This is a genomic window from Paenibacillus sp. FSL F4-0122, from assembly GCF_038002845.1.
Lineage (GTDB): Bacteria > Bacillota > Bacilli > Paenibacillales > Paenibacillaceae > Paenibacillus_AQ > Paenibacillus_AQ odorifer.
The window spans coordinates 3,774,834-3,787,940 of sequence record NZ_JBBODI010000001.1 but is presented as its reverse complement, the minus strand read 5'-3'; the positions used below and the strand labels follow the sequence as shown (position 1 = coordinate 3,787,940).

Below are 13,107 nucleotides of genomic sequence, written 5' to 3'. Positions count from 1 at the left end.
AATTTACTGCACCTCCGCTTTCTCTTCCTCATAGGTGTATGTGGGATACGAGCCCAGAATCCTTACCTGACAGCCTAAAGCACTAATTTCTTCAATAGCCCCTGGCAGCAGAACAGATTCTATCGGTTCCAGCACATCAATATAAAAATAATAAGTACCCAGCTTCTTCTTCGTTGGTCGTGATTCAATCCGCGATAAATTCAGTTTCCGCCAGGAAAAAGCAGCAAGCACCTGATGCAAGGCACCTGGAAAATCCTCTGGCAGCGTTACTAGAACACTCGTCTTTACTCCGGTGCTGCTCCGCGGAAGATTTATCTTCTGTGGGCCGACCAGGACAAACCGTGTGTAGTTGTTGTTGTGATCTGTAATTTGCCGATCTACAATCTCCAGCCCATGCGTAGCGGCGCCAAGAGCGGTACCGATAGCAGCCCAGCCCTTGCCGGGATTGTTTTTGACGATTTCCACAGCTTCAGAGGTGCTTCCGACCGACTCCAGTTCAGCCCAAGGGGCATGCTTACGAACAAATTGCATGCATTGTGCCATTGCTACGGGATGCGAAAGGATTTTTACCATCTTGGTGAAATCCTTGTTGCCGTCTGTATCTGTGAATTCCCTTGGGTTACCGATAAGATTCTGTATCGATGGAAAAATCCATTCCGTCTGCATTGGCAGATCCACTTCATTGATGAGCCAATCGATGTGAAGACTAACTGAGCCTTCAATGGTATTTTCAATCGGAATCACGCTGTAATCGGTCATACCACCCGCCGTAGAGAGAAATACATCGGAAATTAACTTGTGATGTACAAGCTTTACAGGTTCACCGTTAAACAAATGCAGCAGCGCTTCGTGGGATACCGAGCCCTGCGGCAATACCGCTATTGATTTCATGACCGTACTCCTTTTATCATATCCAAAAATGATACGTTTTGCATCTCGTTTATTTCGAGCAGCTCTGTAGTCACTCCAGAAGCACAAGGTGTTAACCAGCAGGTCCGAGCGGAAATGCCATGTTCCTGCATCGTATTCTTCAAGAAGGCCTCAAGCTCACGCTTGCGGGTCTCTTGGCGATCCACTAAACATAGCAGAGTCGGTCCCGCACCGCTAAGTGCGATTCCTAAAGCACCGTGTTCAGGAGCTTCTGCGAGCAGCTTCTCCATGCCCGGTATAAGCGGTGCACGATACGGCTGATGCAGGCGATCCTGCATCGCTCTGCTAAGCAGGTCAAGCCGGCCTGATGCCAGCGAAGCCGTCAATAGAGAGGTTCTGCTGATGTTGTACACAGCATCACTAACTGAGATTTCTGTTGGAAGCAACCCCCGCGCTTTTGTGGTTTCCAGTTCGAATTCAGGAATAACCACCAGCACCTCAAGATTTTGTGGTGGTTCTAGCCGAACATAATCCGCATGTTCACCATCCCACACGGCAGTAATAATGCCGCCAAACAAGGAGGCACCCACATTATCGGGATGTTTCTCAAGCTGGGTAGCCATATCAAACAGCTTAGCATTATCCAGCGGAGAGCCAATCATTGTGTTCGCTGCGGCCATTCCGCCAATAATAGCTGAGGCACTGCTGCCGAGTCCGCGCGTAAGCGGAATCTCCGAGTACATGGATATCGATAATTCAGGCACCGTAACGGCTGCCTCTGCAAATACCATTTGAGCGACCTTATAGAGTAAATTGCTCTTATCCTGAGCCACTCCATTCATCTCGTCACCATACAGATGAAAAACAGTCTCCTCTGCTTCCTCCATCTCAATCCAGGCATATAGCGGCAAAGCCATACCTAGAGTATCGAAGCCCGGACCAAGATTGGCAGTACTAGCAGGCACTTTAACCCTAGCTCTTCCGTAAATACTCATAACAGGTACAATCTCCTTACTATGTTTTGAAATATGAAAGTATTAGTTCAGTGACGTGGTTAACCTTCCACTCGATAATGGCTCTTGATCCGGCGGATGACTTTCAGCTCCTCGAAATGGCGCAGCACTTTGTTCATGCTTGCTTTACTAGCGTTATGAGTGACAATAATGATCTCCGCATCAGGATTATTGGGATTGGCTTGCTGAACTACTGAATCCAAACTTACATCATATTCGGCAAACACTTGAGTAATCTTAGCCAATACCCCTGCTTTATCATCAACATGCAGAAGCAAAAAGTTTTTATAAAAAATAGCTTCATCACTCTTAAGCTTTTTCTGTTTGTAAGGTACTTTTTGCTTCAATCCATTAACACCTAGTTTAAGGTTCTTAATGACAGCTACCAAATCAGCTACCACTGAGGTTGCAGTTGGCATAGCGCCCGCACCCGCACCGTAGAACATAGTCTCTCCCACTGCTTCCCCGTATACGTAAACTGCGTTGAACACGCCATTGACGGAAGCCAAGGGATGACTAGCCCGAATCAAGGTTGGCTGAACACTGATGCTGAATTCTTCATCCTGACGTTCAGCGATGCCTAACAGCTTAATTTCATATCCGAGACGTTTCGCAAAGGCGATATCCGCCTTACTCACCTGAGAAATCCCACTCACACTTACATCATGCAGCTCCACGTTAGTACGGAAACCTAAGGTTCCGAGAATCGCCATTTTGCGGGCTGCATCCAGTCCTTCCACATCCGAGGTTGGATCAGACTCTGCGTATCCCAGATCCTGCGCTTCTTTTAACACATCATTATAGGATGCGCCTTCTTGGCTCATTTTGGTTAGAATGTAATTAGTCGTTCCATTCACGATACCTATAATTTTCATAATCTTATCCGAGGAAAAGCCCTCGATAAGTGTGCGGATAATCGGAATGCCTCCTGCAACGCTAGCCTCATAAAAGACATCACATTGCTTCTCCTGCGCCTTAGCAAGAATCTCTGATCCGTGCAGCGCCATCAAATCCTTGTTCGCAGTTACGACATGTTTACCGCGTTCCAAAGCTTCAAGAATATATTCTTTGGTTCCCGCGATTCCACCCATAACTTCAACGATGACATCAATTTCAGGATCACGAATCACATCCCATGGATCTGTCGTTATTTTAGCAGGATCAACCTCGATTTCGCGTGGTTTATTAGAATTATTCACAGCTATACGTTCAATGACAATTGAAGAGCCTACCTGGCTGCTTAAATCCTCTTGATTCCCTTCCACGATACGAACTACACCTGTGCCTACTGTTCCCAGGCCCAGCAACCCCACTTTAACCGGCTTCATCTGTCTCCTCCTAAAAGTTTACGAATATAGTTCCTATCCCTGTCCAACGATTAAAGCTCGCTTCACTCCTGGAATCTCTTTCAGACTATCCAGCATCTCCCCGAGTTCCTCATTTAAGTGTGAAATTTCTACGGAGATCACCACATTTGCCCGCCCTTGCAGCGGAATACTCTGGTGAATCGTCAACACATTAGCCCCATGTCCCGCTACAGAGCCTAGTACCTTGGAAAGCATTCCAGATTCGTGCTCCAAATCCATGGAAATCGTAACGATCCGCTCCCGTTCGAGCTGATGGATCAAATGAATTCCATCCTTGTATTTATAAAAAGCGCTTCGGCTTAATCCCACCTGCTCTACACCTTCATTTACGGTCTTCGCATCCCCGGCCTCAAGCAATTGTTTAACCTGCATAGTCTTAAGTACAGCATCAGGTAATATGTCCTCCCGGACCAAATAATAGCGTTCTTTCACGAACGTCCTCACCTCAAAGACTTTTGTGTTTTCTTAGTGGACATTATATCGGAAAAAGCCTGTAAATTGCAATAACTTTATCTGGATACTCTGAGGTCGGGGAGTTAGACGCAATAAAACCCCCGGATTCCCGGGGGCAGTTGGCAATCGTATGTACACTAACTGTATGGAATCGTCGTCCCGCAATAGTCACAGATTTTATCCTGCCCTGGAAGTACTCTACTCTTAGCACCGCAACTCGGACAAACGATGGATTTGGGCAGTTGGACAGGTGGTTTAGGCCTATTCTCCGGCAATGACTGCCGCCCAGATGATGGCTGGTTCTCTGATGCCGCGGAGGGCTGTGCCCGGTCAGGATGCACAAGATTGGGCGGTTGTTTATCTAAGAGCTTAACACGTCCTTCATAATAGACAAGATCAGAAGCAAGTAACCCCCATCTCACTAAATACCGTAGGTCTCTACGTACATCATCTTCACTTTGTTTCGTGATATCAGCTAAATTACCGATATGTCTAACATCATCCACTATGATCAGCATGAGATACTTCTTGCACAGAAAATCAAAGTTTTCTGTTGCGAAGGTAGCCCTCCCTGCAAAGCTGTCCGCCGGAATTATAAAGATCAAGTAGAGGACCACCAGAATGATCAATAAAGTGAACCACTTAAAATCCCCTTTGTAGGTCCCCACGGCGAAGAGGACGGCAAGTTCCATAAAAGCTCCCATACATACATGATAGAGCAATTTATAGTTAAATGATTTCCGCTCATTCTTATAATGAGTGCTTACAAAACGAAGCATCGCAAGTACAAACCCAAGCGGAGCAAACAAATAGGCAATCGCCATGATGATTCGATCAAACACTGTCCGGTCTCGCTTGTTACGATAGCGAAGGTTATTCTCAGGCGCACGCACCAGTGCTTGTGCCCGTTTAGAATAAATAAGCTTCGGCGGCAATTTTACAAATGGGTTATCTACACGTCCTTCATAATAAACAATATCTGGAGAAAGTACTCCCTGATCTTTTAAATATTCCAAAACCTCGCGGACGTTCTCTTCACTGAATCCGCGAATATCGGATAGGCTGCCGATATGCCTTATGCCGTCCACAAGAACCAATGCGATATAGTCATTGCAAAGATAGGTGAATCCCTCTCTCCATCCTACGGCTCTAACGGATAATTTGATGGCGGGAATCCTAAACAATGCGTAGATAATCACCAGCCTGATCAAGAGTGCGACATAATCGATTTGACCGAGTAGCTTGCTAATAATGAAATAGATCACCAATTCTACAAAGGCACCCATACACGCATGATAAAACAGGTTAATATTGCTTGCTTTGCGCTGTCTCTTGGAATGTGTAGATAATAACCGAATGGCAGCCAATATAAAGCCAACCGGAGCAAATACATACGCAAACACAATAGTCGTATAATCAAACGCCGTCCGCTCATATTCATGCTTGTACACGGGTTTTCCCGATGTCGGCGGCTGTCTGCGTATATCCAATCCACTCATTTTGTCTTTAATCCCCTTATTTATGTAATCCTATATGCGATGCAGCTAATCTATTGGTTGACGGCATTAATTGTACGGGATCTTCGTTCCACAGTAATCACAGCTTTTAGATTGGCTTGGGAGCACAGTATTCTGGGCTCCGCACCCCGGACAACGGATAGACTTAGGCAGTTGCGGTGGAGACTGAGGCTGCGCAGGTATCTGCTGCCCCGATGCTTGGGTTCTCCCCGTTCCTTCGAAGCCCGAAGTACTTCCAGGGTAACCTTGATTAGCTGCTGATGACTCTGGCGTCTGGCGCCCTTCGGATAACGAGATATCAATATCAAGCAGTCCTTTATCCTTCAGATACTGGACATCTCTTCGTACATCACTTTCACTTTGGCCTATTCGTTCAGATATACTGCCAATATGCCGGATATTCTTATTTTGAATCAGCTCTATATAAGAAGTGTTAAGCTTAGAAAGGGTATATTTAGCTTTCGCTGTCACACTGGCCAGTATAAAAGCTGGAGTCAAAAACATGATTGCAATTAAAATAAGCGTTGATACTAATTCAGAAGTTCCAAATTCCCCATTGAGCGCACTAGAAAACATGGCAATAGAAAGTTCAACAAACCCACCAATAAATACATGCATCAGCAGGTTGAGGTTAGTCGGTCTGCGGTAATTTTTGTAATGCGTTGTCATCAAACGTAACAAGGCAAGCACAAGTCCAACGGGCATCAGCAGATAAGCCGCCGCGAGAATAACATAATCAAACCCGGTACGTTCGTATTTAAGCCGGGGAACGGCTGCATTTCCTCTCGGGAGCGGTGACGGCTCTTGTAGGTTCAAACTGTTCATGTAGTAAACTCCTCCTATTTAAGTGCCGCTAATTCACGGTTACGCCGCTGAAGTGTAGACTTTATGCTCTCTGACATCTCATTTATTTCTACCTGCCAGCCCTCATGTGGCTCTTGGGTCGCCAGCAGTAGCTTCACGTGATCATGTAACAAGGAAATCTGCTGCTGCAGAATATCCTCTGTAGCATATAAAGACGGTTCTGATATCGGATCACTGTACTTAAATTTTTCCTCCAACATATCTAGCACGTTCACTAGCTGCCCAGATTCGGAATTCTTCCAGCTACTAGCCAGCTCACTCATTTCAGTTAATTCGTTCTGATACCGCCGAAACTTTTGTAAAGACTTTTGGGCTTGCTGTTCCCCTGCCCCGGCATTCCACCCGTAAAGCCCTATCGCGGCCAAAGTGATCGCCCCTAACACAAGAATCAGCAGTTGTTCGGCTGCGTACCACAAGGCGAGTAACTCCAGCAGCCAATCGAATAATAAGGCCGATACAAATACGATCGCTGCATAGATTCCCGTAATGATTGCACCGCTGATAAGAACAGGCGGAGTCTGCTGAATGCTACTTGCAGTTCGGAGCCAAAAAATACAATAGCCATAGATTACACTCTCTGCTAGCAGAACCGCGGATAAAGAAATTATGAACCGAAACAGTGAGTCGGAGAAACCTAATCCAATAAACGAGAACACTGTCAGTACTATAGCTACCGCATAAATGACGGTAATAATGTATATATATCTCCTGCTTTTGTTCATTAGGTCCTCCTTAGCCTGCTTTTGTTCCGCACTCTGCACAGAATTTTTGTCCAGCTTTCAGCTCATGTCCACAGCCGCTGCATTTAATCACCATGCTGTCTCCACAATGAGGACAGAATTTCACCCCTGGCGCTACCATAGTCCCACATTTACCGCAAGCTTTAGGCATTTCTTTTCCACAGGAGACACAAGAAGCCGCTCCCTCAGGATTATCTGCTTTACAGGATGGGCAAGCACGATAAGGATTTCCGCAACCTGGACAGAACTTAGCTCCCGCATTTAGTTCATGCCCACATTCAAAACATTTGATCTTGTTCGCAGACGGAGAACCTTGCGGGTTGCCTCCAAGCGCCTGCCCACAACCGCTGCAGAACCGTCCCTCTACTGGATTCATAACTCCACACTTAGAGCAGGAACGCTGCTCTTGACGTATAACTGTAGTCCCTGAATCCAAATTCATCCCTCTAGTCATACGGTTCACCATATCCATAGCCGGTCCAGCAAATCCCATTCCAAGTCCAAGCCCCATCCCGGTGTTCATCATGCCCACTCCAAGATTGCCGGGATTACCTGCCGCTTCTTCCATCGTGTCAAAACCACGCTCCTGCTGATAGGTGAATCCGATGATATCCATTTCTGCTTTTTTAGCCAAAGCTTCCTTCAAACGAATCGTTGCCGGATCATCCTCTGGAATATTGATCGAATCAATATAGAAATTATTCAGCTCAATGCCATTATCCAAGAAAGCCGAGGCTAGTCGGCCCTGAATATGTTTGGAGATCTCTGCAACATAAGCATTAATCTCCAGTATGCTGATTTGCTTGTGCACAAGGTAAGAAGAAATAAGTTCATTTATATTCGACATCAGCAGTCCGCGGAAATAACTGATAAGCGTTTCATGATCAAACTGCGGGAGTGTCCCTACGAGCTTCAGCAAGAATTTTCGCGGATCATCGATTTTTACACCAAACTGCCCAAAAGAGCGAACAGAAATCATGATTTTGTATTTAGGATCCTGAAGCTGTAAAGGCGAGCTTGTTCCCCATTTGACATTCATCGAATTCGTCTTATTCACATACCATACTTCAGCCGTAAATGGTGATTTTCCACCAAAAGGAAGATTAACGATATTGGATAAAATAGGTATATTAGCGGTGCTAAGGGTGTGCCGCCCAGCTGTAAAGGAATCAAGCGCTTGTCCGCCCTTGAATAGAATCGCTTCCTGGGATTCATTAACGATTAGTTGTGTCCATGTTCCCAGCTCCTGGTTAGGATATTTCCATGCAAATATACCTGGAGGACCGTCATACTTCACCACTTCTATAATTGCCATCTGCTATTCCTTCTTTCATTATCTTATATATAAATAACGTGTATGCTCCCAAATGGGAATTAGTGTATTTCGATATTTATTGTATACGATATATATCGTGTTTTGGGTTCTTTTATTGAAAAAAATTACTGATCTCCTCACAAAAAAAGCGCCAACTATGCCATCCCTTTACAGGAAAACCATAGTTGGCGCTTCATAGTCAGCTAAATATTAATAGTAGCTGCTGTTCTCAACGAATTCGAATTCGAAATCAGCGATACGGACAATTGTTCCTTCTACAGCACCGCGTTTACGAAGCTCTGCATCTACACCCATATGACGCAAAGTCCGTGCCAGCTTGAGAATCGCATCATGTGTGCTAAGCTGCATGCGCTTCAGCATACGTTCGATACGTGGGCTTGTGACCACAAATGCCTCGTTATCACGTGTAATAGTAAACGAATTATCTTCTTCTGCTTCCAGCTTATACACCTTACGTTCAGTAGTTTCAGCAACTTCCTCAACCACCGGAGCAACCGGAATACTGTCGAGAATATCCGTTGCACGATATAAGAGCTCCTGAACACCCTGACGGGTAAGGGATGAAATTGGCATGATTTCTAAATCCGGCCGCACCTCAGCTACGCGTTCACGGAAAGAAATAAGATTCTCTTCTGATTCAGGCATATCCATCTTATTCGCCGCCACAATCTGCGGACGATCGATTAGACTTGCATTGTACTGCTTCAGCTCATCATTAATTAGAACCCAATCCTCGAAGGGATCACGACCCTCAGAGCCAGACATATCAACTACATGAATGATGATACGCGTACGTTCAACGTGACGCAGGAATTCGTGACCCAGACCTATGCCTTCACTAGCTCCCTCGATTAATCCTGGCAGATCCGCCATCACAAAGCTTCGGCCATCCCCAACATCCACTACCCCTAAATTCGGTGTAATTGTTGTGAAATGGTAAGCTCCGATTTTGGGCTGAGCTGCGGACACAACCGACAGCAACGTAGATTTACCCACACTCGGGAAGCCTACAAGCCCTACATCAGCCATTACCTTAAGTTCCATAACCACATAACGCTCTTGGCCTTCTTCACCGTTCTCCGCAAGCTCTGGTGCAGTATTATTAGCTGTGGCAAAACGGGTGTTACCCCGGCCTCCACGGCCTCCACGTGCAACTACAACCTGTTGTCCATGACGCGTCATATCGGCAATGATCTCTTGCGTATCATCGTCAATCAGAATGGTTCCTGGCGGAATACGAACGATCATATGATCCGCATTCGCTCCATGTTGGCTTTTGTTCCGTCCTTTAATCCCTTTGTCAGCTTTGAAGTGGCGCTGATAACGGAAATCCATCAACGTGCGCAGTCCCTCATCTACACGGAAAATAACGTCGCCTCCACGGCCTCCGTCACCACCGGCAGGACCACCCTCCGGTACATATTTCTCCCGGCGAAACGCAACGAGACCATCCCCGCCGTCACCGCCTTTAACATAAATCTTAGCTTTATCTACGAACATAAATGTTCACCTTCCTCACATTTCAAGCGGTAATCGCAGCTCTACATAAGCCCTGCTAGGCTTAAACTGCTCTGCTTTCATGATTTTTCCTTGTACTATATTATAAATTTGCCCTTTGAGCAGCTCGGGATTGCCATGCTCCCCCTCGCCTTCGAAGGAGATAAGAATGTCTCCTCCATCCTGAAAAAAGCCAAGGCGCAGCTTGCGCGTCTCCCCCTGAGGAGCCAGCCCGTTGTACTGATAAGCCCGTATGGTCTGCATAATCACTGAAGTCAGCTCATCTCCTGCTTCTGGATTTAGCTTGTCCTCTAGCTGCAACCCTTCCTCCACCTGAACTTCCAATTCCAGACTAGACCTGTTAGTTCGGAAGGATTGGATATAGAAAACCAATGAAGGAATGCCCAACTTAGCGATACGACTATCAAGTGCTATGCGTTCCTTTATTCTTTCCACACACTCCACGGATTTATTAGGCTTTCCAAGCTGAATATATCCGTATAGAATCTGCAAATCGTTCATCCAATCATGTCGATGATGATTCAGTGTCCGAATCGCCGCCTGTTGCAGAGTGTTCTCTTGTATACGCAGCTCCCGTTCATAATGACGCTGGCTCCAGATAAAACTGAAAGCAACGATTGCCACTACCCAGATTCCGAGTAATAGACACGTCAGAAGAGAAGTATGCCAATACAAAAGACCTAAAGGAAGCATTACGGATAACATGACTGCCCAGATTGCACTTTTCCAGGATTTCATTCTTTCTCCCCGTCCCTCAGTTCGCAAAATTCATGACTTCGTTTAGATTATTTGTTTTGTTAGTATCATTTACCATTTCCTAGTATAACACACGCGTTCACTGTAGTTCACCAGAGATAATAACGAGATTTTCACATCTATCTAACCCTTCCAACTTTGCAACACAAATAATTATGAATATTCTACAAAAAAGCCTCCGGCACTCATGCCGGAGGCTTCTACTTGCTCATATGGTCCGTAAGCTTACGCTTCCAGTGCCGCTGCTACCGGAGCGACATCAACTGGGTACACGCTCACTTTTTTGCGATCGCGGCCCCAACGTTCGAACTTCACTACGCCATCCACCATTGCGAACAAAGTATCATCTTTACCGATGCCTACGTTAGTTCCTGGGTGAATTTTTGTTCCGCGTTGACGAACCAAGATGTTACCGCCGGTTACTGCTTGACCGTCAGCACGTTTCACGCCAAGACGTTTGGAATGGGAATCCCGTCCGTTTTTTGTGGAACCTACACCTTTTTTCGATGCGAACAATTGAAGATTCAATTTCAACATGTTGTCAACCTCCTTCTTTAAATATTTACTTGCTGTATTTGAATATACTTCCCGTATGATTCTGCGATATCATTCAGCATCACGACCATGGATTCGAGCAGCAATTGTACCTTCGCGGAAGTATCGAAATCTTCAACAGAACTTAATGTTCCACTTAAGAATCCGTTCTTCATGGACGTGTCCATGGAGATTCCGGTCAAGGTCTCAATCGAATTGACGGTTCCAACTGTTACAGCGGATACCCCGGCACATACGATATCTTCGCCACGCTTCGCATAACCCGCATGCCCCTTAACCTCAAAGCCAACGATAGTTCCTAGATCCGATAATCGTGTAATCCGCACGCTAATCATTAACGCACCTTCTTACGCTTGAATCTTCTCGATAGTTACTTTCGTGTACGGTTGACGATGACCTTGTTTCTTATGGTAGTTCTTCTTAGGTTTGTATTTGTAAACTACAACCTTAGCGCCTTTACCATGTTTCTCGACTTTAGCTGTTACAGACGCACCGCTTACTAGCGGAGTTCCTGCAGTCAGACCACCATCGTTAGAAACAGCCAATACACGGTCAAAAGTTACACTTGCGCCGTCTTCAGCTTCCAACTTTTCAATGAACAAAACGTCGCCCTCTTGGACTTTGTATTGTTTACCACCAGTTTCGATAATTGCATACATTTTACTTGCACCTCCTCATGTCTCAGACTCGCCTAGTCTAGGTGGCAGAATTCCCGTAGGAACTGCGCTTATGTACCCGATCGGAGCGGTTACAGCATGTGCAGGATCAACTGCATCAAACACATACTTGAAGATAGTATCATACTTATGACTTATCGTCAACTCATTCCAGCCATTCTCCAACTTTTCCGGTTCCCCCGCAGCACTGGCAAATCACAGGTGCAAAGCTGGCTGAATCATGCCTTGCCTTCTTTCTGGTCATCTCGAGCAGCCCGAGTCTTGTCCACCCCAAAATATGTGTTTTGGTGCGATCCTTGCAGATCACTTTCTCTAATCGCTCTGTGACCATCTTGCGGTGAAGCTCTTGTTCCATATCAATAAAGTCGACAATAATGATTCCACCAGTATCGCGTAACCGGATCAAACGACCGATCTCCTCAGCTGCGAGCAAATTCGTATTGGTAACCGTTTCTTCAAGCGATGCTCCGCCAATGTATTGAGCGGTGTTGACATCAATTACGGTTAACGCCTCTGTCTCATCCCAGATCATTGTTGCTCCACCCTCCAGCGTGATTTTGCGGCTGAAGCTCTTAAGCAATTGATCCTGAATACCATAAGCAGCGAAAATAGACTCCGCTCCATTATAAAGACAGACTGGCTTGTACCCTTCAGGAGCCATGTCGTCCAGAAAGGCTGTTGCTTCTCTAGCTGCGGCAGATGAATCAATAATCAACTGATCCCGTTGCGGATTAAAGGCATCTCTTATAAAGCGTTGGACAATACTAAGATCACGATGTAGTAAAGCGGGAGCCTCTACCGTCTGTGCTTTACGTGTAATATTCTCCCATTGGGCACGCAGAAAGGAAAGATCGCCCTCCACAGCTTCATGTGGCTCGTCCTGAGAAACCGTCCGCATGATAAGCCCTTCTTCTTTCATTCGCAGACGTTCTCCGATTCCTTTGAGACGGCTGCGCTCTGCTTCCCGGCTTATTTTTTTGGAGACACCGACGTATTCTGCAAAGGGCATGTACACCATCCAGCGCCCGGGCAACGTATAATGAGTCGTTACACGCGCGCCTTTTCCGCCGCTTGGCTCTTTCCGCACTTGAACAACAATATCCTGTCCCGGCTGCAAAAGCGTCTCGATAGAGGGCTTCACATCAGGCTGTTTATCCAAATTAGGATGCAATACATCATCAACATATAAAAAAGCATTCTTCTTCTGTCCGATATCAACAAAAGCAGCCTGCATACCTGGAAGTACGTTAATCACACGGCCTTTGTAATAACTGCCGACCAACCCTTGCTGCTGATCGCGTTCAGCCGCGTACTCCACCAGCCTTCCGTTTTCCAGAAGAGCCATTCGGGTAATGTGCTGCGTGCAGTGAACGATCATCTGTTTCATGGCTTCACCTCTGGTTTCGTTCGTTCATTCCTTCACATTCTCTGCATAAATACA

At 46.0% G+C, this 13,107-nt stretch carries 15 protein-coding genes and 1 other annotated feature; all 15 genes read right to left on the bottom strand.

Annotated elements, in window-relative coordinates; genetic code table 11:
• Positions 1-3: 3 nt before the first annotated feature.
• Positions 4-891: a prephenate dehydratase gene (gene pheA, locus MHH49_RS16315; protein ID WP_076142060.1), complete on the bottom strand. Its 888-nt coding sequence runs from the start codon at positions 889-891 to the stop codon at positions 4-6.
• Positions 888-1,865: a homoserine kinase gene (gene thrB, locus MHH49_RS16310; RefSeq protein ID WP_076142059.1), complete on the bottom strand. Its 978-nt coding sequence runs from the start codon at positions 1,863-1,865 to the stop codon at positions 888-890. The genes pheA and thrB overlap by 4 nt, the downstream gene beginning before the upstream one ends.
• A 59-nt stretch (positions 1,866-1,924) precedes the next feature.
• Positions 1,925-3,211: a homoserine dehydrogenase gene (locus tag MHH49_RS16305; protein ID WP_036685184.1), complete on the bottom strand. Its 1,287-nt coding sequence runs from the start codon at positions 3,209-3,211 to the stop codon at positions 1,925-1,927.
• 33 nt (positions 3,212-3,244) lie between these two features.
• A complete protein-coding gene (locus tag MHH49_RS16300) occupies positions 3,245-3,682 on the bottom strand; it encodes an ACT domain-containing protein (protein ID WP_036685183.1) in 438 nt (145 codons plus the stop codon).
• Between the two features lie 158 nt (positions 3,683-3,840).
• Positions 3,841-5,202, bottom strand: a complete 1,362-nt coding sequence (locus MHH49_RS16295; protein WP_341138280.1) for a hypothetical protein — start codon at positions 5,200-5,202, stop codon at positions 3,841-3,843.
• A gap of 66 nt (positions 5,203-5,268) precedes the next feature.
• Positions 5,269-6,045, bottom strand: coding sequence for a hypothetical protein (locus MHH49_RS16290; protein ID WP_036685179.1), 777 nt, complete (start codon positions 6,043-6,045; stop codon positions 5,269-5,271).
• A gap of 14 nt (positions 6,046-6,059) precedes the next feature.
• On the bottom strand, positions 6,060-6,806 hold the full coding sequence (locus MHH49_RS16285; protein WP_339279434.1) for a hypothetical protein: 747 nt from the start codon (positions 6,804-6,806) through the stop codon (positions 6,060-6,062).
• A gap of 10 nt (positions 6,807-6,816) precedes the next feature.
• Entirely contained in the window at positions 6,817-8,139 is a 1,323-nt protein-coding gene (locus MHH49_RS16280) for an SPFH domain-containing protein (RefSeq protein ID WP_036685175.1), read from the bottom strand.
• A 210-nt stretch (positions 8,140-8,349) separates the two neighbouring features.
• The gene (obgE, locus tag MHH49_RS16275) at positions 8,350-9,660 is read right to left on the bottom strand and encodes a GTPase ObgE (RefSeq protein ID WP_036685174.1); all 1,311 of its coding nucleotides are present in this window, start codon (positions 9,658-9,660) and stop codon (positions 8,350-8,352) included.
• A gap of 15 nt (positions 9,661-9,675) precedes the next feature.
• Positions 9,676-10,416, bottom strand: a complete 741-nt coding sequence (locus tag MHH49_RS16270) for a Spo0B domain-containing protein (protein WP_036685172.1) — start codon at positions 10,414-10,416, stop codon at positions 9,676-9,678.
• 243 nt (positions 10,417-10,659) lie between these two features.
• On the bottom strand, positions 10,660-10,971 hold the full coding sequence (rpmA, locus tag MHH49_RS16265; RefSeq protein ID WP_036685171.1) for a 50S ribosomal protein L27: 312 nt from the start codon (positions 10,969-10,971) through the stop codon (positions 10,660-10,662).
• Between the two features lie 17 nt (positions 10,972-10,988).
• Entirely contained in the window at positions 10,989-11,324 is a 336-nt protein-coding gene (locus MHH49_RS16260) for a ribosomal-processing cysteine protease Prp (RefSeq protein WP_036685168.1), read from the bottom strand.
• Positions 11,325-11,336: 12 nt separating this feature from the next.
• On the bottom strand, positions 11,337-11,648 hold the full coding sequence (gene rplU, locus MHH49_RS16255) for a 50S ribosomal protein L21 (RefSeq protein WP_036685166.1): 312 nt from the start codon (positions 11,646-11,648) through the stop codon (positions 11,337-11,339).
• 14 nt (positions 11,649-11,662) lie between these two features.
• Positions 11,663-11,749: a sequence feature (ribosomal protein L21 leader region), on the bottom strand.
• Positions 11,664-11,831, bottom strand: a complete 168-nt coding sequence (locus tag MHH49_RS16250) for a hypothetical protein (protein WP_155288184.1) — start codon at positions 11,829-11,831, stop codon at positions 11,664-11,666. (Overlaps the previous feature by 86 nt.)
• Positions 11,812-13,053, bottom strand: a complete 1,242-nt coding sequence (locus MHH49_RS16245; RefSeq protein WP_038573035.1) for an Rne/Rng family ribonuclease — start codon at positions 13,051-13,053, stop codon at positions 11,812-11,814. Before MHH49_RS16245 ends, MHH49_RS16250 begins: the two co-directional genes overlap by 20 nt.
• Positions 13,054-13,107 lie beyond the last annotated feature (54 nt).